This is a genomic window from Halorhabdus sp. BNX81, from assembly GCF_029229925.1.
GTDB lineage: Archaea > Halobacteriota > Halobacteria > Halobacteriales > Haloarculaceae > Halorhabdus.
In genome coordinates, this window is the sequence record NZ_CP107254.1 from 1,783,439 (window position 1) to 1,808,764 (window position 25,326).

The 25,326-nt window shown below is 62.3% G+C and carries 24 protein-coding genes and 2 tRNA genes; 15 read left to right on the forward strand and 11 right to left on the reverse strand.

Going from position 1 to position 25,326, the window contains the following annotated elements; all coding sequences use genetic code 11:
* Window positions 1–44 precede the first annotated feature (44 nt).
* Both HBNXHr_RS08905 and HBNXHr_RS08910 read left to right on the forward strand, forming a co-directional pair.
* Window positions 45–119: transfer RNA gene (locus HBNXHr_RS08905), tRNA-Met, on the forward strand.
* A 382-nt stretch (window positions 120–501) separates the two neighbouring features.
* The gene (locus HBNXHr_RS08910; RefSeq protein WP_275881867.1) at window positions 502–1,509 is read left to right on the forward strand and encodes an FAD-dependent oxidoreductase; all 1,008 of its coding nucleotides are present in this window, start codon (window positions 502–504) and stop codon (window positions 1,507–1,509) included.
* Window positions 1,510–1,536: 27 nt separating this feature from the next.
* Here the strand turns inward: HBNXHr_RS08910 and guaB are convergent, their stop codons facing one another.
* On the reverse strand, window positions 1,537–3,024 hold the full coding sequence (guaB, locus tag HBNXHr_RS08915; protein WP_275736879.1) for an IMP dehydrogenase: 1,488 nt from the start codon (window positions 3,022–3,024) through the stop codon (window positions 1,537–1,539).
* Window positions 3,025–3,522: 498 nt separating this feature from the next.
* Here guaB and HBNXHr_RS08920 point away from each other — a divergent pair, with 498 nt between their 5' ends.
* From HBNXHr_RS08920 to HBNXHr_RS08930, 3 genes are all read left to right on the forward strand, one after another.
* Entirely contained in the window at window positions 3,523–4,392 is an 870-nt protein-coding gene (locus tag HBNXHr_RS08920) for a DUF5794 domain-containing protein (protein WP_275881868.1), read from the forward strand.
* A 109-nt stretch (window positions 4,393–4,501) separates the two neighbouring features.
* Window positions 4,502–4,729: a DUF5795 family protein gene (locus HBNXHr_RS08925; protein WP_275736881.1), complete on the forward strand. Its 228-nt coding sequence runs from the start codon at window positions 4,502–4,504 to the stop codon at window positions 4,727–4,729.
* Window positions 4,730–4,770: 41 nt separating this feature from the next.
* A tRNA-Trp gene (locus HBNXHr_RS08930) sits at window positions 4,771–4,946 on the forward strand.
* A 168-nt stretch (window positions 4,947–5,114) separates the two neighbouring features.
* Here HBNXHr_RS08930 and HBNXHr_RS08935 read toward each other — a convergent pair.
* The gene (locus HBNXHr_RS08935) at window positions 5,115–6,131 is read right to left on the reverse strand and encodes an SGNH/GDSL hydrolase family protein (RefSeq protein ID WP_275881869.1); all 1,017 of its coding nucleotides are present in this window, start codon (window positions 6,129–6,131) and stop codon (window positions 5,115–5,117) included.
* 552 nt (window positions 6,132–6,683) lie between these two features.
* On the opposite strand from HBNXHr_RS08935, the gene HBNXHr_RS08940 reads away from it, so the two are divergent.
* Together HBNXHr_RS08940 and HBNXHr_RS08945 are read left to right on the forward strand one after the other, a co-directional pair.
* Window positions 6,684–7,526, forward strand: a complete 843-nt coding sequence (locus tag HBNXHr_RS08940; RefSeq protein WP_275881870.1) for a rhodanese-like domain-containing protein — start codon at window positions 6,684–6,686, stop codon at window positions 7,524–7,526.
* Window positions 7,527–7,793: 267 nt separating this feature from the next.
* Entirely contained in the window at window positions 7,794–8,270 is a 477-nt protein-coding gene (locus HBNXHr_RS08945) for a type IV pilin N-terminal domain-containing protein (protein WP_275736884.1), read from the forward strand.
* 28 nt (window positions 8,271–8,298) lie between these two features.
* Here HBNXHr_RS08945 and HBNXHr_RS08950 read toward each other — a convergent pair whose 3' ends face one another.
* Complete coding sequence (locus tag HBNXHr_RS08950; protein WP_275881871.1) at window positions 8,299–10,041, reverse strand: DUF87 domain-containing protein; 1,743 nt, start codon at window positions 10,039–10,041, stop codon at window positions 8,299–8,301.
* 149 nt (window positions 10,042–10,190) lie between these two features.
* Between HBNXHr_RS08950 and HBNXHr_RS08955 the strand changes: the two genes are divergently transcribed.
* On the forward strand, window positions 10,191–10,544 hold the full coding sequence (locus HBNXHr_RS08955; RefSeq protein WP_275881872.1) for a hypothetical protein: 354 nt from the start codon (window positions 10,191–10,193) through the stop codon (window positions 10,542–10,544).
* Between the two features lie 7 nt (window positions 10,545–10,551).
* On the opposite strand, the gene dinB is transcribed toward HBNXHr_RS08955, so the two are convergent.
* The 3 genes from dinB to HBNXHr_RS08970 all read right to left on the reverse strand — a co-directional run bounded on the left by dinB (window position 10,552) and on the right by HBNXHr_RS08970 (window position 13,130).
* Window positions 10,552–11,802, reverse strand: a complete 1,251-nt coding sequence (gene dinB, locus HBNXHr_RS08960; protein WP_275881873.1) for a DNA polymerase IV — start codon at window positions 11,800–11,802, stop codon at window positions 10,552–10,554.
* A 319-nt stretch (window positions 11,803–12,121) separates the two neighbouring features.
* Window positions 12,122–12,664 (reverse strand): CBS domain-containing protein, encoded by a 543-nt coding sequence (locus HBNXHr_RS08965; protein ID WP_275736888.1) that lies wholly within the window; start codon window positions 12,662–12,664, stop codon window positions 12,122–12,124.
* A 91-nt stretch (window positions 12,665–12,755) separates the two neighbouring features.
* A complete protein-coding gene (locus HBNXHr_RS08970; RefSeq protein ID WP_275736889.1) occupies window positions 12,756–13,130 on the reverse strand; it encodes a DUF555 domain-containing protein in 375 nt (124 codons plus the stop codon).
* Window positions 13,131–13,436: 306 nt separating this feature from the next.
* Between HBNXHr_RS08970 and HBNXHr_RS08975 the strand changes: the two genes are divergently transcribed.
* From HBNXHr_RS08975 to HBNXHr_RS08990, 4 genes are all read left to right on the forward strand, one after another.
* Entirely contained in the window at window positions 13,437–13,613 is a 177-nt protein-coding gene (locus HBNXHr_RS08975) for a hypothetical protein (protein WP_275881874.1), read from the forward strand.
* A 146-nt stretch (window positions 13,614–13,759) separates the two neighbouring features.
* Window positions 13,760–15,112, forward strand: coding sequence for a phosphomannomutase (locus tag HBNXHr_RS08980; RefSeq protein WP_275881875.1), 1,353 nt, complete (start codon window positions 13,760–13,762; stop codon window positions 15,110–15,112).
* 63 nt (window positions 15,113–15,175) lie between these two features.
* Window positions 15,176–15,565, forward strand: a complete 390-nt coding sequence (gene cdd / locus HBNXHr_RS08985) for a cytidine deaminase (protein ID WP_275881876.1) — start codon at window positions 15,176–15,178, stop codon at window positions 15,563–15,565.
* Window positions 15,562–16,374 (forward strand): nucleoside phosphorylase, encoded by an 813-nt coding sequence (locus HBNXHr_RS08990; RefSeq protein WP_275883708.1) that lies wholly within the window; start codon window positions 15,562–15,564, stop codon window positions 16,372–16,374. Before cdd ends, HBNXHr_RS08990 begins: the two co-directional genes overlap by 4 nt.
* Window positions 16,375–16,384: 10 nt before the next feature.
* On the opposite strand, the gene HBNXHr_RS08995 is transcribed toward HBNXHr_RS08990, so the two are convergent.
* Together HBNXHr_RS08995 and HBNXHr_RS09000 are read right to left on the reverse strand one after the other, a co-directional pair.
* A complete protein-coding gene (locus tag HBNXHr_RS08995; RefSeq protein ID WP_275881877.1) occupies window positions 16,385–17,548 on the reverse strand; it encodes an FAD-dependent oxidoreductase in 1,164 nt (387 codons plus the stop codon).
* Window positions 17,549–17,690: 142 nt separating this feature from the next.
* Window positions 17,691–18,224: an Rrf2 family transcriptional regulator gene (locus tag HBNXHr_RS09000; RefSeq protein ID WP_275736894.1), complete on the reverse strand. Its 534-nt coding sequence runs from the start codon at window positions 18,222–18,224 to the stop codon at window positions 17,691–17,693.
* A gap of 327 nt (window positions 18,225–18,551) precedes the next feature.
* Between HBNXHr_RS09000 and HBNXHr_RS09005 the strand changes: the two genes are divergently transcribed.
* Window positions 18,552–19,514: an ABC transporter ATP-binding protein gene (locus HBNXHr_RS09005; RefSeq protein ID WP_275881878.1), complete on the forward strand. Its 963-nt coding sequence runs from the start codon at window positions 18,552–18,554 to the stop codon at window positions 19,512–19,514.
* Complete coding sequence (locus tag HBNXHr_RS09010) at window positions 19,511–20,752, forward strand: ABC transporter permease (RefSeq protein WP_275881879.1); 1,242 nt, start codon at window positions 19,511–19,513, stop codon at window positions 20,750–20,752. The genes HBNXHr_RS09005 and HBNXHr_RS09010 overlap by 4 nt, the downstream gene beginning before the upstream one ends.
* A gap of 2 nt (window positions 20,753–20,754) precedes the next feature.
* On the opposite strand, the gene HBNXHr_RS09015 is transcribed toward HBNXHr_RS09010, so the two are convergent.
* A complete protein-coding gene (locus tag HBNXHr_RS09015; protein WP_275881880.1) occupies window positions 20,755–21,402 on the reverse strand; it encodes a metal-dependent hydrolase in 648 nt (215 codons plus the stop codon).
* 127 nt (window positions 21,403–21,529) lie between these two features.
* Here HBNXHr_RS09015 and HBNXHr_RS09020 point away from each other — a divergent pair, with 127 nt between their 5' ends.
* On the forward strand, window positions 21,530–22,240 hold the full coding sequence (locus tag HBNXHr_RS09020; RefSeq protein WP_275881881.1) for a helix-turn-helix domain-containing protein: 711 nt from the start codon (window positions 21,530–21,532) through the stop codon (window positions 22,238–22,240).
* Window positions 22,241–22,405: 165 nt separating this feature from the next.
* Here the strand turns inward: HBNXHr_RS09020 and hmgB are convergent, their stop codons facing one another.
* Window positions 22,406–23,740 (reverse strand): hydroxymethylglutaryl-CoA synthase, encoded by a 1,335-nt coding sequence (hmgB, locus tag HBNXHr_RS09025; protein WP_275736899.1) that lies wholly within the window; start codon window positions 23,738–23,740, stop codon window positions 22,406–22,408.
* An 82-nt stretch (window positions 23,741–23,822) separates the two neighbouring features.
* Window positions 23,823–25,301, reverse strand: coding sequence for a LamG-like jellyroll fold domain-containing protein (locus HBNXHr_RS09030; RefSeq protein WP_275881882.1), 1,479 nt, complete (start codon window positions 25,299–25,301; stop codon window positions 23,823–23,825).
* Window positions 25,302–25,326 lie beyond the last annotated feature (25 nt).

Genomic DNA, 25,326 nt, shown 5'->3' on the forward strand with positions numbered 1-25,326 from the left:
TCCGAATCACAACCCTTAATTGACGACCGAGGGTACAGTAGGGTAGCGGGATGGGATAGCTAGGAGATTCCGGCGGGCTCATAACCCGCAGATCGGTGGTTCAAATCCACCTCCCGCTACTTCTCAGCGAATTTACGGCGCAGAGGTGTATCTCTGCGCCATCCTCGCTGTGCTGTCGCCGTATTGGATTTGAAGCAGGAAGTGAAGCGAAAGCGGAACGACCGTGGTTCAAATCCACCTCCCGCTATTTTGCTGCGAACAAATCCGTGAGCAGCAAATCGTATAGAGTGGATTTGAAATAGAGAAAGGCGAGCGAAGCGAGCGTTTCGCGTGGTTCAAATCCACCTCCCGCTACATCTCGGCGAATTTACGGCCCAGAGGTTCGTCTCTGGGCCATCCTCGCTGTACTGTCGCTGTCGTGGCTTACCCCTGTTTTGAGCGGAATGAGACAGTACCTGCCTGCAAGCCCGACTTTTAGGTACCCGCCGGCGAAGGTCGACTATGACCGAAGAAATCGGAATCGTCGGTGGCGGGATCGCCGGGGCCGGTGCGGCCTACGCGTTGAGCGACGCCGACGTCACCGTCTACGAGATGGATACCGTCGGGGGGCGGATGGCGAGTCGGCAACGGAACGGATGTATCTTCGACTTCGGTGCGAACTACCTCGAAGTCGCCGATCCGGACCTGGAAGCGATCATCGAAGACGCCGCCGGGGACAGACTCGTCGAGATCGAACCACCGGTCTGGCGGTTCGACGCCGCCGGGGAGATCACGGCCGGAGATACGCCACAGAACACCCGCTGGACGGGCCGCGGTGGCCTCGACGAGATCGTCCGAGGCATGATCGATGCCAGCGGCGCGACGCTGGAGGATGGCGTCGGCGTGACACACCTCGAACGACTCGACGATGGGTGGCGCATTACGACCGAGACGGGCGAGCGGGAGTTCGATGCGATCGTGCTCGCGGTGCCAACCGCGTCGGCGTCGGTCCTGCTGGAAACCGCAGATTGGGATGCCTCGCTCCGGGAGGAACTGGCCATGGCCATCAATCAGATCCCCTACCGGACGATGGATACCGTTGCGCTCCACTTTGCCTTCGAACTGGAGACGCCGTACTTCGGGCTCGTCAGCGAGGAGAGTGTCTACGATGTGGCGTGGGTGTCAAACGAAGGTCACAAACCCGGCCACGTTCCGGACGGCGAGACGGTGATCGTCGTCCAGTTCGGCCCGAGCTGGGTCGTCACGCACCCACAGACGTCGCCGGCCGCTGCCGCCGAGGCGGCGACCCATCGAGCCCGGGAACTCATCGGCGACGACCGGTTCGTCGATCCAAACTGGTGGGAGTACCAGCGCTGGGGTGACGCGATCCCCACGCGAAGCCCGGATGAAGAACTGATCGAGCAGGCGCTCGACTCGGACCTGGCGATCGCTGGCGACTGGGTCAACGGTATCGGGCGGACACGATCGGCCCTCCGGAGTGGCCTGGACGCCGGTCGAAACCTGCAGTAAGTCGGTGCTATACTTTTCGTCCCGTCGTCACTCGCCGGGACTGTAGTTCGGAGCCTCGTCAGTGATGAGCACGTCGTGGGGATGGTTCTCCTGCTGGCCGGCACTGGAGACCCGGACGAACTCGGCGCGTTCCTTGAACTCGGGGATCGAACTCGCACCGACGTAGCCCATTCCGGACTGCATCCCGCCGACCATCTGGTGGAGTTCGTTCTCGACAGGTCCCTGATACGGCGTGGCTGCCTCGACGCCCTCCGGGACGTAGTCCTCTTCCTCCTGATCCTCGACGTCCTTGAGGTATCGCTCGCCGCCGCCGGACTTCATCGCGCCGACGCTACCCATCCCGCGGTACTGCTTGTACTTCTTGCCGTTGCGGGTGATGATGCGACCCGGCGCTTCGTCCGTACCCGCGAAGTACGAGCCGAGCATCACGGCGTCAGCACCGGCCCCGATGGCCTTGATCGCGTCGCCGGAGTACCGAATGCCACCGTCCGCGATGACGGGCACGTCGTGGTCCGCCGCAACGTCGGCGACCTCGGCGACGGCCGAAAGCTGGGGCATCCCCGACCCGGAGACGATCCGCGTCGTACAGATGCTGCCCGGGCCGATGCCGACCTTGAGTCCGTCGGCGAAGTCGACGAGATCCTCGGCAGCCTCACGGGTACCGATGTTACCGACGACGATGTCCGCGTCGATCTCCGCTTTGATATCTCTGGCCGTGTCGACCACGTCGAGGTTGTGGGCGTGTGCGCAGTCGACGAAAATGATGTCCGCACCGGCGTCATCGGCTTCGAGCGCCCGCTCCGTCTCGAAGGGACCGACGGCGACGCCACACCGGAGGCGCCCGTTCTCGTCTCGGGCGGCCTGGTCGTACTCGCGACGCTGGAGAATCCCCTGCATCGTCACCAGCCCGATGAGGCGGTCCCCGTCGTCAACGATCGGGACGCGCTCGATCTTGTGTTCGTACATGAGTTCGAGCGCCTCGCGCGGCGAGACGGACTCTTCGGCGGTGATAACCTCGTCAGTCATGGCCTCCCGAACGGCATCCGATTCGCCGACTTCGAGGTACGGGCGGATGTCCGTCGCCGAAATGATCCCCAGGACTTCGTCGTCCTCGCCCACGACGGGCGCGCCACTGACGCCCTTGTGCTCCATCATCTCGTCGACCTCACGGACGGTTTGGTCCGGGTCAGCCGTCACGACATCGCGAATGATAGGTTCGTCAGCGCGTTTGACGCGCTCGATCTCCGTGACCATCCGGTCGACATCCATGTTACGGTGAATGACGCCGAGTCCGCCGTGTCGAGCCATTGCGATCGCCATCTCGCCCTCGGTGACGGTGTCCATCGCTGCCGAAAGGACGGGGACGTTCAACGAGACGTTCTTCGAGACGCGGGTCTCCGTCGTCGCATCGTCAGGTTCGACGCGACTCTCCTTCGGACGCAACAGGACGTCGTCGAAGGTCAGCGCTTCCGGTACGTCGAGTTTCGCCGAAAACGGTCGATCGTGCTTCGCCATGTAATCGGTCGTACAGCCCAGCCCAAAAACGTTGCGAGTTGTCGCTCATCGCTTGCAGTTTCACCGGGTGGAACCACAGCGCCCCGCGATTGTGGAGGGCGTCCGATGACCGATCATTACGATATCCGGATCCCACAGGCAGTTATCCGAAAAGGGATTACGATCCAGTACAAATGAACGATATTATTCGAAATGACTGCTATTTTGTAGCCGGTCCATGCGCATACCGTCGCTTGCGGGCACTTCTCACACAACGTTTTTACTTCTATCCTTCGTGGTTTATCATATGGCTTCCGCCATCCCCATCAGCTCGCGGATCGCCAGTGAGCAGCGTGCAGTCACCGGTGTGACGAATACATGGAAGTCGATGGGGACACCGTTCAATTTTGGCGCTGACACAACCAGTCAGCCGGCGGAGCACGACCGTCACGGTATCGCCGAGCGATACCGAAGACGGTCCCAGTACCCATTGGCCACGGGAGACGGCCCGCGTCGCTGATGAGTAGCTCCCAACATCCGATCGCCCTCGCCATCGAGCAACGCGTCGGCGGTGACGGTCGCCTGCTCGCGACGGTGATGTGTCTCCCACTCGTCGACGGGGTGTTCCCGGCGCTGATCCTCGCCGGTGCGATGGGCAGTGTGTCCGGGGTTTTCGAGGTCGGACTCCTGGTCTTTGGGGGAAGTGCAACGGTCGCAGTCATCCTCGCAGATTTAGACGGGACGCCGCGCGAGCAGGTTCTGACTGTCCTCGGTGTCGGGGCGATCCTGTTGCCGATTGCAGCGGTTGAAGCGGCCCTCGCGCCGACGATCGCCAGCGTACTCGATCTGGCAATCTTCGAGCGGTTCGCGGGGCTCGTTATCCTGGCAATCGCCGCCCAGACCGCCAGTTCACGGATCGCCGACCTCATTCCACGGCCGGCGATCGTCGTCGGATTCGGCCTGATCGCCAGTCTTGACCTCGGCGGCGCGGAACTGACCGTCGCCACTGATCCCGAACTCGTCGTCAACGGGACAGCTACGGCCCTGGTCGGCGTCGGCTTTGCGGTACTTGTTGCGCTTGCTGGCCCGTGGCTTCGAGCCAACGTCGACATCGACCGCTTTCGCTTCGGCAGCGCTGTTGCCCTCGGCGTGCTGGCGCTATCGATCTACGGATTCGTCCCCAGCGACGCCCCGCTTTCGCTGGCTGTCCTTGCGATGGCCGGGCTATTGGCGTTCGATCCGGACCAGGGACTGATCTTCCCACCCCGCGAGTCCCCAGTGGACGCTGAGGCGGACGAGTCACTCCCGGACGGCGGCAGTCAGTCCGACGCCTCAAACCCTGTCTCGACAGAATCAGATGGCAGTGACGATCGCTCACCGTGGCTGTAGAGACAGGGCTCGATAGTGAACGGGGGCCGAACGAAGAGACGGTGTACGTTGACAGTAGGAATCCTGCCTGGACGGCAATATTTAGAAGTCTCGATAGCCTGGGTCCGTCATGGCCGAAAATAGGGTGGTCCAGGGACGGATGGTCACCGCCGTCACGCTGGCAGAACTCATCGAAGGCGAGGATGTCATGGACGCCGAATCGATCTCCGACGCCGAGCGCACGTGCCCCGAATGTGGCGGCGATGTCCTGGAAGTCGGATATATGCCCTCGATCACCGAGTTCGTGACCGGAAACAAGTGCCAGGACTGTGAGTGGGCAACAACCGACAGAGACTGAATCGAAATCCCTTTAGGGGAAATCGTCTAACGACGGGTTGCGGGGTCGTGGCCAAGTCCGGCATGGCGACTGACTCCAGAGGCACGCGCCCGGGACGACACTCCAGACTGATATACTGAGCGACCGGCTGATCACCGGCCGCCTTGATGACCCTCTGGAGTTCCGAGGCGCAACCGGAGATATCAGTCGATCGGGAGTTCAAATCTCTCCGACCCCATTCTTTCGCGCCCACCAACTCCGTGAGGCGCAAGTGTGTAATTCGGAGAGATGTGAATGTGGGAGCAGCTCACTACGACCGCGGTTCACAATCCTTCCGATCCCCTCTATTCATACAGCATATAGACCCATCTATGCCGAATCAAGTAGCTAAATCGAGTCCCAGAGCTCACTCAGCGATTGCTTCGAGACGGTCGGCCAGTCGGGTGCCGATCCGTTCCATTCCGGCATCACCCGGGTGGAGGAGATCGGCCGTTAACCCGGTGATATCGTTGAGGTCAGTCCCCGCGACGACGTGGAGGTTCTCGTGTGGCGACTCGGCGACGACAGCTCGCACTGCATCGCGGAACGCGCTGGCGTGTTCGGCGTCGCCGGATTCGGTCAGGTCGTCGAAGTAGGGGAACAACGTGAGACACACGATCGGTTTCTCGGGATGTGCATCCGCAATCGTGTTCACGAAGTACTCGACGCGGTCGTGGAACTCGGCCGGCGTGAAATCAGCGTTGGCCATGTTCACAGACAGTTCAAGCGTTGCGACGTCCCAGTCGTCGCGAGTGGCGAGGTAGTCCGCCATCGACGAGTCCGCGTAGGCGGACCCCGAGCAACCGAAGTTCAGCAGGTCGTATCCGAGGTCCCGGGCGACGTGGGTGACGTAATCCGTGTGAAGCGCCGAGGCGGCGGCACCTTCCGTGATCGAAGTCCCGTAAGCGAGATAGCGTTGCTCCGGGAGTTCGTCCTCGTTTGGCGGGCGGCAGTCACCGGAAATATCGTGGATCGCGATCGCTGTCCGACGTTCGAAGCGGATCCGGCAGACTTCCGGATCAAATCGACCCGCCTCATCGGTCGGCTCGATTTCGCGGAGACGCTCGGGCACGCTGAAGGTGTACGTCTCCGGCGTCGGGCCGACCTCGGTCGGCTGCCAGGGCTGGTGGACACCCCAGAATGTCCGAAATTCCGTCTCTTCGGCGGCCGAAAGCGTCACTTCGATCGCCGCGTCGTCCTCGGTTGGAACGAACCGGACTTCACTGGCCGTGGGGTGACGAACCCGGTCTGCCGCCATCTCGTTTAGCTCCTGGCCAAACGAAGATGGGATCCGACAGAGTCGATCCCCATCCGGGCCCCACTCGGCGGGTTCAGTTTCCGCGACGTTATGCAACGAAACCGACGGATACTGGTCGTGATCCATGTGCGTCGTGGCACCAGTCGAATCGCGATCACATGGGTTTGTTGGAAATCATTCGCGATCCTCCATCGATCCGTGGCGGCTCGTTTGCCTCGTCCGGTGGTGAAAACAAACGCCCAGATAGGACGTACCCCAGGCTCCTCAAGCAAGGGCCTGAAATCAAGGCGACCGAAGATGGTGGGGGAAGGGAATGGCAATCCGGTCGTCTTGATGTGCAGACGGTCCGCGTCGGGGGAAACGGGGACCGCTGTGTATCGCCTGGGTCGGCGGGGACCGACCCGTGAGTAACTGACGTATTTCATAAATGTATACCTTCCGTACGCTTTCAAAAATGATACTTTGGGAGAAAGTACCCAGAAAATAAGTTATCATATGGTAGTATGGATAAATTAATAAATGGCACATGTTTTACCGATGCTGTATGAGCCGTACAGTGCTCCTTCGCAGTGGGCGGCAAGAATTCGTAGCCGCTATTCTCCCACGGGAACGTCTGTGAAACCAGCCAGCCATTTTATAAGCGAGACACCGGTATGGGGCTGTAACGTGGTTGCTATGGTGGAGACAAGATCAATCAACCCGATCGTTTCGACGGAGTGGCTGGCTGATCGTCGTACCGACGAGGATCTCGTCGTCGTCGACGCCAGAGGGCCAACAGCCTACGAGGAAGGTCACATTCCCGGTGCAGTCAACGCCCCGAAATGGACGTGGATGGACGCCGAAGCCGACCTGCTCCTCACGCTGCCGAGCGCGGCGGACCTCTTCGAGACCCTGGGGTCGCTGGGGATCGACTCGGACTCCCGAGTCGTGGTCGTCGGCGGGACCGAGGACACGTTCGCGCTTGCCGACGCGGCCAACGCTGCGGATACGCTTGTTTACGCTGGTCTAGACGATGTCTCAATTCTCGACGGCGGCTATACGAAATGGGCCGACGAAGGACGACCGACTGAAGACGGGGCAGTCACACCGACACCTGCCGAGTACACGGGCACACTCGACGAACAGATGTTCGTGACGAAAGACGAAGTGACTTCCCGTCTCGGGGATGTTCCGCTGCTCGACACCCGGTCGCCGGAAGCCTATTTCGGGGCAATGCAGGAGGATTTCACGGACCGTCCGGGTCACATCCCGGGGGCGTCCTGTCTCCCGGCCGCCTGGATCTGGACGGACGAGGGGACGTTCAAAGCACCTGAGGAGCTGGAACCGCTCGTCGAAGCGCTCGTCGGCGACGACCGAACGAAAGAGGTGGTCCTCTACTGTGGTGCGTCCCCGTTCTCGAAATCCTGGCGATACGTCATCCAAGAGATGCTGGGCTATGAGAACGCCAGAGTCTACAACGGGGCCGCCCAGGAGTGGACCCAGGACCCGGACGCGCCGTTAAACCGGTACTGCTGGGAATAACGTGACGACCTATTCCGAGTTCAATCAGAGTGACAGGCAGACCGTCGTGGACACGTAGTGGTGCGACAAGGAGCGTCGTTGTAAAACGACATATAGCGGAGTATAAAACAACAAATATATAATTGTTATTCATATCACGCCGGTCTTTCGAGAAATAACCGTCCGAAAAACAGCAACCCGGTGATATACGCAAGACATTCTCCAGTGGTATCCCTAATGAATAAATATAAAAATATTTGTATTAGTGTGTTGAATTACTTGATTGCAATGTCCACGTATCGACTGCTGGATAGGGGGGTATCGCCAGTCATCGGGGTGATCCTGATGGTTGCGGTCACTGTGCTGCTCGCGGCTGTCGTCGGCACGTTCGTAATGAATATGGACATGCCGGAGAATCAGCCGCCCAGCACTAGCTGGGACATTTCCGAAGAGGGGGACGCGATCGTCATCGAACATGACGGTGGCGAGTCTGCGACTGCTGAAGAGCTCACCGCGGTGATATCGTATGAGGGAAGTCATCCTGCTGAACGCTACACGTTCGCGGACGCAAACGGATACAGTGACGGCGATACAGTCACTGCCACGGACTCGATGGAACTTGTCTACGGCGGCACCACGCCAGCAACTGACTATATCGATCTCACAGCTGGCAGCCTGAGTGTCTCTGATGTCGATGAAGTCCAACTCATCTGGGTCTCGTCTACCGGCTCTCAAAGCCAGCCGTTGACAACCTGGACGCGGTAATCGAGACGGGTTGCAACCCGGTTTCCGTTCAGAAGTCGTCGATAGTCGCTTCGATCACGTCGATATAGGCGTCGAGGTCTGTATCCTCGACGTCTTCGGGGGCGCGTTCGGCACGGTCCGCCAGCAGATCCGGTAACCGATAATCGTAGGCACCCTGACCGACGTGCTCGATCAGTTCGGCCGTCCGAAGCGTCCGATTGCGGGCGTAAGCATGCGTGCGATCGCCCGATCCGCCGGCGACAAAGTGGGCGTCGAGCGGCGACGCCGGCCCCTGTTCGCGGTAATACGAGAGCATCTTCTGGGTTTTGGGTTCGAGCGACCGGACTTCGGCACGGAGCCGGCCGACGAAATCGGGCACCTCGTCGATGGAGACTTCCCCGCTCGCCGCCGTGATTTCATCCTCGTCTTCGCCAGCTGACCCGGTGCCGTCAGCGGACTCGTCGGTCTCCGAGGCGGTGTCGGTTGCGTCAGCGATGGGGGTGGAGTCGACCGATGCTTCCGCCGGGACGAAATCGTCGATAGACTCGAACGCCTCGGCGACTGCCTCCCCCGTGCCGTTGCCGCCGGCAGCGTCCGGCGCGGCCGTCCCTGAACCGTCCGCCGTAGCGACGTCCGACCCGAACGTGGCCTGGTCGTCGGTGTCGTCCGTGGCCTGGCCCTGCGTGCGTGCATGGCTGTCCCGAAGCTTTGCCTGTTCGGTCCGGCCCGGGTTCGCCCCGTCGACGTGCTCGACCAGGGCGTCGACGAACTGATCGGCCATCCGGCTCATGTCCCGGGCGTCCTGGAGTTCGCGTTCGAGTTCGGCGATCCGGGAGTTCTTGCGGTCGAGTTCCTCCCGGAGTTCGGCGATCCGATCTTCGGTCTCCGCACGCTCGTCGGTGATCGACTTCAGTTCGGAGACGAGGTCGTCGCTGACGGACTTGAGATCCGGGCGCTCGAAGTCCTCCAGCCCCGGGGTGGCCCCGGCGTCGAAGGTCTGCTTGCGGTAGAACTGCACGCGCTCGACGGCCTCCGCCCAGTCGGTCATCAGGAACGCCTCGCCGTCGGCCAGGTCCTCGACGGCGTCGGCGTACTGGCCGTCGAGGATGCGGCTGACGACCTTGGTGTCGTTGTTCCAGGTGAGGCGATGCCAGACCAGCCAGTCACACTGGGTGATGAAGTCCTTTTTGACGTCGGCGGGTCGCTGGCTGATCCCGACGATGCCAAGGCCGTGTTTGCGCCCGCGCTTGCCGATCTTGATCAGCATCTTCCCGCACTCATCAACGCCGCCCTTCTCCGGGATGTACTCGTGGATCTCCTCGACCAGCAAGAGGAACGGCTGTTTGCACTTCTTGGCCTTCGCGAACAGCTGGCGGGCAACGGCCGTCAGTACCTCACGGGCCTTCTCCTCGTCGAGGTAACTCGAAACGTCGAGGATGATCGGGACGTTCTGTTCTAAGGCGAGCGAAGCGAGTTTCTCGGCGTGGTCGGTCGTGACCTGGATGTCACACTCGTCGTCGGCCCCGGCGTGAAGGATCTCGTACTCCTCCTTGAGCCCGTAGTACTCGCCGTCGATGTCGACGATGAGCAGGCCGAAGCCGTTGTCGAGCAACTTCTCGGCGACGACCGACGCGGAATTGCTCTTGCCGCTCCCTGATTTCCCGGTGATGAACCCGCGTCCGGTGAGCAATTCGACGACTGGCAGCGAAACCGGCCGGCCTACGTCACCAGTCCCGCCATGCCCGGGGCTGCGTTCCGCAACGGTGATCGTCCGCGTATCGCTGTCAGCCATACGTTTCTTACGTAGCCCAGAACCTCGACACCCATAATTCATCGTCAGACGCGGGTCCGACGCTGGGTCGTGGGTGGCTCCGTCCGCCGCGATCGACATGAGGGTATATATCCGTGGACTACTTTCCCCTGGAGTGAAAGCTGGAGAAAATGCCCCGATACGAGACGATCGTCGAGGACGGGACTGTCTACGTCGCCAGCGACGGCGACCGCGTCGAAGTCGGGCGCGTCGATGCCGTCCTCGACCTGGTCGGCGGGCCGTCCTGGACCATCTCGTATACGCCCGCGGAGAAAGAGCGCCACCCGGAGATGAGCACCTCGGACGAGGGTCTGACCGTCGACGTCGTCGACATGATGGCGGCGATGACTCACGGCGAGCAGTTCGTCCGCGCGCTCGAGACCCACCCCGTCGACGCACCCTCGAACGATCCCGACGCCATCTCACCACGGCTGGGGCTGTTCGCCGGCAAGCTCTTAGAGAACCTCGACAGCGGCCTGGAGTGAGTCCGACTCACCGGAAGTCCGCAAGCGTCGTCTGACCTGACAGCCGCCGGCTCCCGGACGACGACTGAGGGGTGGTGTCCGTTTCGTTCGTGTGCGTTTCAATCTCCGTGCCGTCGCTATCGCCGTCCCACTCAGCGAGACTCGCCTGATCGCCCGCCGAAAAGGAGAGCCCGGAGACGAACACGCCGACCTTGCGAACCTCGCGGTCAGCAAACTCCGCGAGGAGATCGAGCGCGACAGAACGAACCAGCTCCGGGCGGTCGACCGGTCCGGACAGCGACCGTTCGCGCGTGTTGATATCGAACGGTGGCGTGACGACTTTGATCCCGATCGTCTGATAGAGCGCATCACGCCGATTCGCCCGGTCCGCCACCGCATCGGCGAGCGTCCGTACTTGTTCCCGGACAGTCCGGGAGCCACCCGCCTCGGCTGGCAACGACGACTCCCGGGAGAGACTCTTGGGTTTGCCGACGGGCGTCACGTCGCGGTCGTCCTCGCCGCGGGCGTACCGGTAGATCGCGCGTCCGCGTTCACCGAAGCGATCGACGAGCGCCGCCGGATCGGCATCCGCGAGTTCCCCAGCCGTCTCGATGCCCATCTCGGCGAGTTCCGTGACCGTCTTCGGGCCGACTTCGTGGATATCCTCAACGTCGAGCGGGGCCAGAAACGACTGGACGGATCCCGGTTCGACGACCGTGAGGCCGTCGGGCTTGTCGTGGTCGCTCGCGATCTTGGCCGCGCTCATCGTCGGCGCGACGCCGACGCTCGCCTCGACGCCGACTGTGTCGGCGATCTCGGTTTTCAGTTCGCCCGCGAATTGTTCGACGGACTCCCAATCGGTCCGGTCGGTCACATCCAGGTACGCCTCGTCGATGCTGACCGCACGCAGCACGTCGGCGTGTTCCGCTAGGACGGACTGGACCTCTTCGCTGACGTCCTCGTAATAGGACATATCGACGGGCCGGTAGTAGGCAGTCGGCTCCGCGTCGGGATCGGCCTCGCGTCGGGGCAGCAGCTCGAGTGCCCGCTCGATCGACTGTGCGCTCTCGACGCCGTGCTCGCGCGCCTCGTAACTCGCGGTGGCAACCGCCCCCACTGTTTCACCCGGCTCGTATCCCATCCCCACGACCACCGGTTCGCCTCGGAGTGGGGGTTCGCGGAGTCGCTCACAGGCCGCATAGAAACAGTCCATATCGACGTGGAGGACAATGCGCTGCTCGCTGGTGGACTCGACCGGCAACCGGCCGGGCCGGGACATACGCGGCGTTCGCGCCGGAGCCATACCAAGGTTCTCACACCGGCATGGACAGAGTCGAGACTACTGGGCAGGTGAAAACGGAAACTCCGCCGGAGAATCGGCGGAGGGTACTCGTCGTTTGCGCACGGTGCGTCTCCCGGACGTTCACGACGGTCGTTCCCGTCGGGAACCACCCGGCGCGGTTCCACGCTAATGTTACACATGCCCATACTTAACTCTTGCTCTCGGGGCCTTTCCAAGACACGCCGCTGGCCAGCAGACACAGCGGAAAGCGAATATCGAAGCCTGGATCGCTGGAGAAATGCCGAATTGCGCGCGTTTAACTGACGTGGGCGGCGATATCGGCGTCGGTGATGATGCCGACGGTCTCGCCGCTGTCGACGACCAGGACGGCGTCGTGATGATCCAGGTACGTATCGATCTCTTCGAGCGTCGCGTCGGGTTCGACGGTCGTGATCGACTCGTGCATCACGTCGGCAACGGGGAGTTCCCCGACGTTGTCCGCCTGGCGCTGGCGGATGTCAGTGTTCCCGATAAGTCCGTCCGGTCGCCCGTTGCGGATGACCGGCACCTGCGAGTAGCCCTCGCTGTCCATCAGCTGTTTGGCCTCGTGGACGCTGTCGTCGGGCGCGACGCTGACGATGGGCGAGTTCATCAGGTCGCCAGCCCGAAGGATGCCACCTTCCGCTTCCTGGAGCGCGTTGACGATCCGCCGGAGCGTCGAGAGTCGCGGATCGACGTCACCACCCTCGATCCTGGCGATCAGCGGCTGGGAGACATCGGCACGATCGGCGAGTTCACTCTGGGTGAGCCCGAGGTCCGTCCGGCGCTCGCGTAAGTCCGCTGGAGTCGGCAGTTCCATAGAGGCTGATAACCATAGGTAATACAAAAAGCCACCGGCTCTCAGCGGTCGGTACTCTCCCGATAGACTCCGTGTCGTCCCGCGGGCGGTCTCACTCGTCGGGTGCAGTCGGTGGCTCCTCGTCCTCGGCGTACTCGATCGTCTCGACGATTTTGAGCGGGACATCCCGTAGCGCCCCACCGATCTCGCTTTTCGCGATCCGCTGGGCGTGTTCGGCACTCTCGGCGTTGAAGACCTTCATCTCGAGGACGAGCCCGACCAGGGCGGTGTCGGCGGCGATGAACGCCGAGTCGAACGGTTCCGCGCACGCGGGACAGGTCGTGGCACCGACCTCGACTTCAACGTAGTCCATGTCCTGATCGTTGAGTCGCTTGCCGGCTTCGCTGACTGCCACACCGATAGCGTCGTCGATGTTCTCTACGTCACGAACCAACCAGGCTGCTTCCATTGCCACGAGGTAGTTCATACTTTATCTCTACCGGCGAGCCTATTCGTGTTTTATGATTTCCGGATGTCGTCCCGATGTTGCGCGTCACGCCGTTGGGCCCTGCGCACGTCACGCCAATAATGGCTATAACTTATGACGAGGCCGCGTCGGTGTGACGAGCCCATTATGCCCTCCGGCAGTGAGTATCCTGTGCAGTTGGGAATAGTACAACCGGAGTTGAACCGCAAGACGTAGCCGTATTTAATTATAATAATCTACAATACTGTAATACTTCTTTCAGCAATCTTTATATACTGGAGGCGGGGGAAGCTCAGGTGAGGACCAATGGAAACGTACCTGTACCGAGCCGGCCTGTCCGTGCTGTACCACGTGACACTGCTCGTCGGGATCATGCTGTTGCCAGTCGCGTTGCTCGCCCGTCAGATCGGGATACCGCTGCCGTATCACCGGTTTCTCGGCTCGCTGAAAGACGCATACGATCGGGCGGCGACAGAGGTCTGAGGCCGGCAGTGACAGGGCGACCCGGAGTGCGACGACTGGGGCCAGGAACGTCAAAGCGCCCCGGAGGGCCGGCGGGGTCGACCCCACGTCGAACGGTGAGTCGGCCGATCGTCACATTCTAAGTGCGGTGCCGTCCAGGGAGTCGTATGGACCTGTTCGGGACAGCCGGAATCAGAGGGCCGGTCAGCGAACGCGTCACCCCCGATCTCGCACTCCGCGTCGGTCGAGCGGCCGGCGACGACGGCGCGGAGTTCGTCGTCGGCCGGGACGGCCGGACGACGGGCATGGGACTGGCGGCCGCCGTCGAAGCGGGACTGGAAAGTGCCGGTGCCGACGTGATTCGTGTCGGCCAGATACCGACGCCGACGCTCGCCTACGCCTCCCGGGGCCGTCGTGGCGTGATACTCACCGCGAGTCACAACCCACCGGCGGACAACGGACTCAAACTGTTCGTCGACGGCCAACAGTACCCGGCTGGGGCCGAATCCCGGATCGAATCCCGGATCGAAGACGACCCCGCCCCCGCCCCATGGGACGAGTGGGGGACGACCACCCGCCGTGATCCACTCCCCGACTATCGGAAAGCGGTCGTCGAATATGCCGAAACCCTCGGCGCGCCACTTGACGGACTCGGTGTGGCAGTCGACTGCGGTAACGGTGTCGCCGGCGTCGCGACCCCACCGGTGTTGCGCATGCTCGGTGCGCACGTCCGTGCCCTGGACGCAAACGTCGACGGTCACTTCCCGGCCAGAGAGAGCAAGCCGACACCGGAGAACATCCGGGGACTCCGGCAGTTCGTCGCCGGGTCTGAGGCGGTCGAGATCGGCTTCGCTCACGACGGCGATGGGGATCGGATCGTCGTCGTTGACGATGACGGCGACGTGATCCACGAGGATACCGTCACGGCGATCCTGGCAGACCATTTCGTCCGCGAGAGCTCCGCCGGTGACCCGGTCGTGATCACGACGCCGAACACCTCAACCCGGATCGACGAACGCGTCCAGGCCGCGGGCGGCCGCGTCGAACGCGTCGCCCTCGGTAGTCTGCACGAGGGGCTGGCGGACATCCCCGACACACCGGAGACGGAAGTCGTCCTTGCCTCCGAGCCCTGGAAATACATCTTCCCCGACCTCGGGCCGTGGATGGACGCCATCGCCAGTGCGGGGGTGTTCGCCCGGCTCGTCGCCGAGTCGGGGCTTGACGCCCTGCGAGCGCCAGTCACGGAACGGCCCTTCCGGAAAGTCAACGTCGACTGTCCCGACGCGGACAAACCGGCCGTGATGGATCGACTCGCTGCGGAGTTGCCTGCCCAGTTTGCATCCGCGACGGCCTCGACGGACTACGGAGTCAGACTGGAATTCCCGGACGATTCCTGGGCGCTGGTCCGTCCGAGCGGGACCGAGCCGTACATCCGGCTGTACGCCGAAAGCGATGAGGTCGAAACACTGATCGACGACGTTCGCGCGGGCATCGAAGACGCCGTCGAAGCAGCGACGTAAGCGAGCCCCGTTTGCGGTTCGTCACGGCGGTGGCTATTTGCCCACTCCGATGCACCGCCCTGTATGGACGAGTTGATCGAGCGAGCACGCAAAGCCCTCAGAAGTTCGTATGCCCCCTACTCGGCGTATCGGGTCGGGGCCGCCCTCCGGACGGCGGATGGAACCGTCTTCACCGGGTGTAACATCGAGAACGCCAACTATTCCAACAGCGTCCACGCCGAGGAACTCGCGATCAGCAAGGCCGTCGAGGACGGCCACCGGGAGTTCGAGTCGATCGCCGTCACGTCATCGAAACGCGATGGCGTCACGCCGTGTGGAATGTGTCGACAGACGCTCACGGAGTTCTGTGACGAGGAGTTACAGATCGTGTGTGACGAGGACGACGCCGTCGCCGCGTACACGCTGGGTGAATTGCTCCCGAACACGATCAGTAGCGAAAACCTGGAGGACTGACGATGGACAGCGAAGACCCCAACGACGAGGTCCAGTATCACCTGCAGGTCGGCCCCGAGGACGTGGCCGAGGCGGTCCTGCTGCCGGGTGATCCAGACCGCGTCCCGAAGATCACGGACACGTGGGACGACAGCGAGACCGTCGCCGAACACCGCGAGTTCCGGACGGCGACGGGGACCGTCGACGGGACGCCGATCTCGGTATCCTCGACAGGGATCGGGAGTCCGTCGGCGGCGATCGCCGTCGAGGAACTCGCCAGACTCGGCGTCGACACCCTCCTTCGCGTCGGCTCGTGTGGGAGCCTCGTCGAGGAGGCCGCCGTCGGCGATCTGATCATCACGACCGGCGCGGTCCGCCAGGAAGGGACCAGCAAGGAGTACGTCCGTGAGGATTATCCGGCAGTCGCCGACTATCGGGTGGTCTCGGCGCTGATCGCCGCCGCCGAGCGGCTCGACTATGACTATCACGTTGGACTCACGTGTTCGACGGACTCGTTTTACGCCGGGCAGGGCCGGCCGGGATTCGAGGGGTTCGAGGCGCGTGGAAGTGACGAACTGGTTGGGGAGTTGCGTGACGCCAACGTCCTCAACTTCGAGATGGAGGCGAGTTCGATCCTGACGCTCGCGAACCTCTATGGACTCCGGGCAGGTGCGGTCTGTACCGTCTACGCCAACCGGGTGACCGGCGAGTTCCAGACGGAGGGCGAACGCAAGGCGGCAAAGACGGCGTCGACTGCCGTCTCGATTCTGGCGTCGATGGAGAGCGACGCAGACGCGGCCGATGCCGACGCCTGGCACGCCGACCTCTGAGGGCTGGAAGCTACATATTGGGCCAGGCAGCGAGTGCCCGGGAGACCGAACTGACGTCGGCGATCCACCGCGCAGCGATGCCCTTTTTTAAGAGTTCGGCGGTGAATCCGTCGAACGTCTCGATCGGACTGAACATCACGTCGGTTGCGACCGCCTCGTCGCCGACGGAGACGACGGTCCCTTTATTCTCGTACTGCCACTCGGCGAGCGGTTGACCGCGGATCGACCGGGCAATGTTCTCCGCGGCGACGTCCGCCGCCTGCCAGGCCGCCTCGGCGTTCGGCGGGGCCGGATCGTCGCCCGGTTGTTCGACCAGCGCCGCGTCGCCGATGGCAAAGACACGGTCGTCGTCCGTTTGAAACGACGTGGAGGCTTTGAGACGGTTGCTCTTGTGATCTTTCGCGACGCGAACGTCCTGCATGGCACGCTGGCCCGTGATACCACCAGTCCAGACGAGGACGTCGTACTCCAGATCACGACCGTCGTCGAAATGAACCCGTTCGTCGTCGACCTTGCTGACAAAACTGCCCGTCCGGACGTCGACCGATCGCTCGTCGAGTCGCTTTCGAATTGCCGACTGGAACCCGGGGCGTTCCCCCGGCAGGATCGACTCCAGGCCCTCGACCAGGACGACATCGATCGGTGCCGAGTGTTCCTCGCGATAGGCAGCCACTTCGCCGGCGACCTGGACGCCGGTCTGGCCCGCGCCACCGACAACCACGCGAGCAGGATCAGCCGTGGAGGCGGATTCGGCCGCCGACTCGACCGCGTCGTGGATCGCGAGCGCGTCGTCGAGGCTCTTGAGCGTGTGTGCGTGGGCTTCGAGACCGTCGATTCGGAAGAAGGCAGTCTGGCTGCCGATGGCCACCAGCAGGTAGTCGTACTCGATGGGATCGCCGTCGTCGAGTGCGACCGTTCTGTTGTCGACGTCGACGGCCTCGACCCGGCCCCGGACGAACGTCGTGGACGGTGCTTTGATCTCCTCGATCGGGATCGTGACGTGCTCTTTGATAGTCGGATCGCGAATACAGCGATGGACTTCGTGGAGAACGAGATGATACGGTTGATCGGAGACCCACGTGAGGTCGACCCGATCGCCGAGTTCCGACTCGAGGCGTTGGATCGCGCCCGCGCCGGCGTACCCGGAACCGAGAACGACCACCGACTCAGTCATATCCGTCGTTCAGCGAGGCCCGGATACAAACCCTTTGGAATGGCCCCGTGGAAGGTGTATGTAACCGTATCACGTGGACGCGACGCAACCATGGAGACACGCCACGAAAGCGGCAAAATCGAATGGGGAATCCGAGCCGTGGTCAGTGTTCGGGTGCTTCGGCCGGGGCGACCATATCGTCGATCGTCAGGATGAGTTTGTTGCTGGTATCGTCCTTGCCGTCGAGGGTGCCGACGATCTGCAGCTTCGAGAGCGGCGTCGGGCCGACCGTGACGCTGTCACCTTCGTCGTAATCAGAGAGCGACCCCTGAAGCGTGACCTCCGCACGGCAGTTCTCCGGATGGTGGACGCTCGCAAGGTTGATCTCGGCGACGTTCGCCTCCGGGATCTGCTCGCCGTTGTGAAACAGCGGGACTTCCGCGGCGTGGTCCATGTCCTGAATCTGGAGTGCGTCGTAAGCGGTCGCCGTCGGCTTGTAGCCGCCTTTGGGACCGGGGACCCCTTCGACCAGCTGGAGGGCTTTCAGACTCTGCATCTGGTTGCGGATCGTACCGGGGTTCCGGTTGACTCGCTCGGCGATCTCCTCACCCTTTACCGCACTTTCTGAGTCACGATAGAGGTTGACGAGCTCCTGCAAGATGTTCTTCTGACTGGGCGTGAGTTCGATTGATGACATGAGTTATTTTTCGTGATAGGCTGTATTAAATGCGGCGGTGGATGACGACGACGCGTCCGCCCGGTTAACCGGGGTACACGGTGGCAAAGACGGCCAAATCCTCCAGGGGAGATAACTGTTCTCGAACATATGTACGCCGGAAGGATCGATGGGTGGCCCGCGTCCCGACTGTGTCCTGAACGGACGCCACGCTGGTGGCTATCATGGGGCTGGCTGGCCTCTGGAGACGGCTCGTAAGTTGCCGACGGCAATTCGAGAGCACGGTCGCTGCAGTTCGTGACACAGATTTATGAAACACCGCTGTGAAATCCGACTATTGATACAGATATGGGTTCTTCGGATACGGACACCGGCGAGTCAGTCATCGAGGTCTCAAACCTCCGGAAAACCTACGGTGAGACGGTCGCCGTCGACGGGGTAAGCTTCGACATTCAGGCCGAAGAAGTGTTCGCGCTGGTCGGTCCCAACGGTGCGGGTAAGACCACAACTGTCGAGATGATTGAATGTCTGCGGACGCCAACCGCGGGGTCGGCACTCGTTCTGGGCGAAGACGTGACGACAAATGCACACTCGATCAAAGCGGAGATCGGCGTCGTCCCACAGTCGTTTCACACGTTCGATCGTCTCTCCGTTCGGGAGAACGTCACGCTCATCCGGCGGATGTACGACGATGGGTTGTCGGTCGATGCAGTGCTCGACGAACTCGATCTCACCGAGTGGGCCGAGACACCGTTTCAGTCACTCTCGGGCGGCTTACAGCGACGGACTGGCATGGCGATGGCGCTCGTTAGCGATCCCGCCGTGCTCTTTCTGGACGAGCCGACGACCGGCCTCGATCCCGACGCACGCCGTACGACCTGGGAGCAAATCGAGGGCCTCGCCGACCGCGGCACGACCGTCGTCCTCACGACCCATTACATGGAAGAGGTCGAACGGCTGGCCGACCGGGCCGCACTCCTTCTCGACGGGCGGATCGAGGCCATCGACACCGTCCCGAACCTGATCGACCGATACGGCGGGGCCATCAAGGTCGTCGTCAGAAGCACGGGCGAGTCTGCCGAGGACGAAGTGTTCGAACCGATCCTCGAAGACGCGGCAAGTGAGGTCTACTGGACCGAAACCGGCGATATCGTCGGTCTGTTCGAGGACCGCAGTCGCGCCCAGGAAGCCTACAGTCGACTCCACCAGGAGGGCGAGGGCCGGGCGATCGACCTGATCAGCGCAGGCATGGAAGACGTGTTCCTGCAACTGGCCGGCGCGACGCCGGACGCCCGGGGGGAAATCGAATGAAGCGAATCGCCGCGCTGCTGGATGCGCTGTTGCGTGACTGGTCGCGCTCGCGGGAAACAGTCTTCTTTGTCGTGTTATTTCCGATCATTCTGCTGGTGATCTTCAGTACCGTCTTTGCGTCCAGTGCGCCGTCGTTCGGACTCGTCGTCCAGAATCAGGACGTCGGCCCGAACGGCGAAGCGACGAACCTCTCCGCGACGTTCGTCGAGAACCTGGGCGGGATCGAACCCCTCGACGTTCGGCACCTCGACGCCGATCGGAACCTGACCGAGTGGAGTCAAGAGAGCGACGGCGGGGGCCGTGTCCTCGTCATACCCGACGGGTTCGCCGAAGACGTCCGCGCCCAGAGCGGCCGCGTTCGGATTGCGATCATTCGGGACACTGTCGCGCGTTTCCGGGACGACATGAACGATACCGAGCGAGCAAACATTGAGCGGGGCCTCGATCAGGCAAGCCAGCGGAACGCGACGAACGCGACCGGTGCGACGGTGCAGTTTTACGCACCGCCGGACGACCAGTCGGCATCCGTCGTGCGTGGTATCCTTTCGACTGTCATTGCCGAGTTTAACCAGGAATCGCTCGGTGTCGAGGAACCGCCAGTCAGTCTGGATTCTGGAACGATCGGCTCAGCCGGACTCACGTCGACTGATTACTACCTGCCCGCGTTCATCGCCACGCTGGTGTTGATCAACGGTGTGATGACAGTCCCGGGCGTGATTGCCGGGTTCAACCAGGACGGGACGCTCAAGCGCCTCGTGGCGACACCACTGCGAAAGCGCGACTGGATCATCGCGAACATCGTCCAGCAGTCGCTGCTCGCCCTCTTACTTTCGGGGGTGATGCTCGTCGTCGCGGCGCTCCTCTTCGGGGTGACGGTGATTCCGGGTCCGCTCTTGGTCGCCCTCATCTTGCTCGGGGCGATCGCCTTTTCGGCGCTGGGGATGACCCTCGGGAGTCTCCTGCCGAACCCAGACGCGGCAAGTAGTCTCGGCGGGTCGATCGCGTTCCCGATGATGTTCCTGTCGGGCGTCTTCTGGGAGATCGACATCATGCCCGAGACGTTACAGACGATCGGCCGGCTCATGCCGCTCTATCAGTTCCATCGCGGACTCCGCCGGCTCATGATCGTCGAAACCACCGACGGGGTGTGGCCGGCGTTTGCGATGTTGGGCGTGATGGCGATCGTCTTCATCGGGCTGGCCATCAAACTCACGCGCTGGCGGGATTTCGGGGACTGAATTCAGTCCGCGAGCCGGGTTTCGACCAGTCGAACGCCCACGACGACGATGCTTGTGATCACCAACAGCAATTGGTATCCCGACCGTGCGATGGGGAACACCCGGTCGACGTTTGCGGGTTCCGGGCCACGCTGGGGATCGACGCCTGAGCTAATGTGGACATCTTCGGTCGACCCGACGGCAACCCCGCCGCCGTCAGTTGCCTCCGGAGCAAGGTCCACGAACGTCTGGACGAGACCGCGCTGGGTCGAGAGTTCGAGTTTTCCGTTGAACGCGTAAAACTGGTCGTGGATCGGATAGAAGATGTTCGCTCCTGCCCCGAACAGATCCGGGCCGATCCCCGCGAAGACGACCGCCAGGACCCCGACCCAGGCGACACGAGGAGTGTGCCCGTCGAATCGATCGGCGAGCCAGGAGTCCGCTCGGACTCGCGTATCCCAGTAGACCAGCACAGCGAGGCCGGCCGGGAACAACAGCGTATGTAGAAGCGCTCGGTGCCCACCTGGAATGAAGAGGCCACCGAAAGCGTCCAGGTCTGGGACCACCACCAGCGCAAGTACGACGAGAAGTGCGCGTGCGTCGAAGGCACGCCCCAGCAGCGCCGCCCCTATCAGCCCGGCCAGGGCAAGGTGTACCACGGTTGAGGGCATATGCGTGGGACGCACTGGACACAAAAAGCAATTACGTCGCCATTGGCGGGGGAATCTGTCCCCGGATTCGTCTTTTGTCGAAGTGTACTTCGACGGGATTTATGGGCTCGACCACGCACTTACGGGCATGGACAGAGGGTCGGACCGCGACCGTCTCGCGAAACAGATCGCCGGGGAGATCGCGACGAGCGATCGGCCGGGCGAAACGATACGAAAGTGGCGGACGGACTTCGAGATCGCTCAATCGGAACTCGCCGCCGAACTCGAGGTATCGCCATCGGTCGTCTCGGATTACGAAAGCGGGCGGCGGGACAACCCCGGGATCGCCGTGGTCAACCGGACGGTCAGCGCATTGCTCGCGATCGATCAACGACGCGGCGGTCGGCACATCCGCCAACACGCCCGGGTTATCTCGGCCGGGTTCGACAACAACATTGTCTCGGATCTCCGGGAGTTCGCGGCGACGGTGCCGATCGATCGATACTTCGAGGTGATCGAAGCCACGAAACTCGCGCCCGGTTCCCAGGAGACTGTCGTCGGCCACACCGTCATCGATAGCATCGAGGCGATTACCCGTCTCTCCAGTGAGGAATTCTACCGGCTCTATGGCCAAAGCTCGAACCGGGCGCTCGTGTTCACGAACGTCACCCGCGGCGAGTCACCGCTGGTCGCAATGCGCGTGGTGAATCCGACACCCAACGCGGTCGTGCTCCACGGGATCGAATCCGAAGACGTCTGGGAACGGGCCGCCGATCTGGCTCGCGTCGACGGGTTCGCGCTGGCGGCGACGACGCTCGACCTGGACGCGATGCTCGACCGACTCGGCGAGCAGTTCTGAGAGAGAACAGCGAGGGGATGCGGCCGCGAACACGATGGGCCAGCCACGGCCACATCCCGTTCCCGCTGTCGGTCCGGAAAGCCCGAACCGGTGGCGATCGGCTGATTCCGTCCGCGGTATCCGTCCGAAGCGTGGTCTTACTCTATTCGACGTCGTGATCTCGCTCTATTCGACGTACGTGTACTTGCGCTCGCCCATGCGGCCCCAGCCGTCGAAGACGAACTCCGCCTCGGGCGTGGTGAACGCGTCGACGTCCGTGGTCTCGTCGTAGTTGTGAACTTCGTGAATCTGTTCGTATTCCGCGAAGCTGATATCGTAGCGCTCCCGAAGCTGGCTGTCGACGTTGAGTTGGGCGATCTCCTCCTCCCAGCCCGGCTGGACAGTTTCGACGTGGATCTCCGCCTGCGCACCGCTACCGTACGAACAGACCAGCATCTCTTCGTCGTCCAGATCACGGCCGTTCTCTCTGGCTTCCTTGAGCGCCGATGCCCGGGCAAGGTGGACGGAGCCGGTGTACCAGTTCCCGACGTATCGGGAGATACCGAGCGTCGGCTCGACCGTCCGGTCGTACCACTCGCGATAGCGATCGGTCTCGGTCAGGTCATCGGTGTACGCCGACAGCGCGTCCCGGAACGCCTCGTCGTCCTCGAAGTCCTCGCGACGGGGCTGCATGCCGATTTCCTCGGCGAGTTCCTCCTCGACGTCCGTGTCCCGAGAGATGTGTCGATAACCGAGTGCTGCACCCTTCCGGACCATCCCGGGGAACGGAATGTGGAACGGGACGACCGCGAAGTCATCAGGATGTAAATCGCGCTGTCGTTCGACGTCCGTCATCGCTTCTCGCATCCGGGCGAGATACACCTGCATCGAGCGCTTGCCGTCGACGCTCGGGAACTGCTGGTTGGGCTTGAGGAAGTCCGTCTCGTCGGCGCTGCCAAAGCCCTGGACGGGATCGACCGACGTGAGACTCGGATCCTCGTCGATCAACATCGCGACCGCGCCTGCACCCTGGGTCGCCTCGCCGGAATCACCGCGGGCGTACAGCGCGGTGTCGGTGGCGATCACCAGTGCCGCGCGTCCCCGATTCTTCCCGGCCTGGATCCAGTTGACCGCGTCGTCGATCGCCTGCGTGCCCGCGACGCAGGCGAACTTCCGCTCGCCCTTGTTGGCGTGATGGAAGTCACCCTCGTAAACGTCCTCGAGACACCCAGCGATGTACGTCGAGGCCGGCTTGGAGTGGTCGAACGCGCTCTCGGTCGCCACGTCGATCCGACCGATATCGTCGGGTTCCAGCCCCTTGCGATCCATCAAGCGCTTGGCCGCGTTCGCCCCCATCGTCACGATGTCCTCGTACACGTCGGGGAACGAACTCGAATGCAAGCCGAGGCCCTTGGTATATTTCGCGGGATCCTCGTCCTTGGCGGGGGCGAACGTCTCCGCCAGGTCGAGTTTGAGATTGCCAGTGCGGATCTCGACAGCGTCGATGCCCACTGTAGTCATGATTCGTTCCCGGAAACGGAGAGGTCCCTTATGTTTTTGTCGACTGTGAATTCGTCAATCGTCGAAATATGCGCGACGACGATCACGTCGGTCGCAAGGTCGCCCGGTCAAAGGCAGGCGTCAGAGTGACTGAGCTGGTCGCCAGTTCTACCCGGAGGCGATACTGCTGGCTCTCCGTCGATAGCCCCGTGACGGCGTGGGAGCCGCTGCCGTCAAGCGTGATTTCGTCACTCTGGACGTACGTACCGTCGTTCTCAGGGTCGGATTCGACGTACACCGAGACGTTCGTTCCGGACGGGATCGAGGCGTTCACGTCGGCGAGCGTGAGCGTGGACGGATCGACGGGTTCGGAAAAGGTTTTGGTGGCCGTGGTAAGCGAGCCAGCGCTCGCGCTGTCCGATAGCTCCTGAATCGCAGCGTCCGATAGCACCCGGTCGTAGACCTGGAGTTCGTCGATCCGTCCCTCGAAGTATTCCGGACTGCCGCCCGTATCCTCAATGCGGCCAATACTGTCAAAGGCTGTTGTGATTTGACCCGACTTCGAGGTGACAGTATCCTCCCGTGTCCCGTTGATATAGACCTGAACCTCGCCGCTGGACGCGTCTCGGGTGAGGACCACGTGATGCCAGTTATCGTCGGCGACGTTCGTCGAACTCGTCGCGGCAGCGTCGTTCCCAGTCTGAATCCCGATTTGACCGTTGGCGTTGAGCCAGCCCCAGAAGATGTCGTCGCCGTCGCCCTCACTTTCGATGCCAGTGATCCCCGGTGCTTCCCACGGCGTGTTGTCCCCGTCCTGTGTGGTCTTGACCCAGAACGAGAGGCTTGCCGTGTTCCGGAGCGCCGGCATGCCAGTCGCACCCGAGACGTAGTCGCTCGTGCCGTTGAACCGGTAGCTCGTCGTCGAGAGGATCCCAGACTCCCCAGGCGTTGCACCGACGATGGTGCCGTCGTTGTTTCCGACGATATCCTCGGCCGTCGATCCCTCGTTCTCGTCGAACGGCCAGTACGCGAGTGGGCTCGTTGCATCCTTCGAAAATCCAAGCTCGACTCGATCTGCACTGTGATCGCCAAAGGAGTCGTGGACAACATTCGATTCAGTGGTAGCCACGTCCCAGTCCGTTGACTGCCCCCAGGTTACCGGGGACACACCGATCTTCGGGACATCGAACGTACGATCGTACAGGACCGTATTGGACGGATCGTGGACGATAAATACGGTGGCCACGTCCGTCGCATTGTGGGCGCGGGTCACTCGCTCCCCGGGGTCGAAATTCTCGGTACTATCTTCCTGTCGGTCCTGAAACGTTCTTAGCGAATGGTTTTCTCGCCCTCCGGAACGGACATAGACGGTAACCTCGTCGACGGGCAGTTGGGTGCCACCGAGGTGCCTGATCGTGACGTTCGACGCATCAACAGACGCTTCGAGGTTCACCACGGGTTCGTCCTGCGTATCGATGTTTGTGAGAATTACCCCGCCCACGGCCACCGAGAGGATGACGACGACCGCAGTCATGAGAACGACGCCGGTGACTTCGGATTGACTGCGATCGGACGGATTCATGCGGATCGGTCAGTATCGTTTGCAC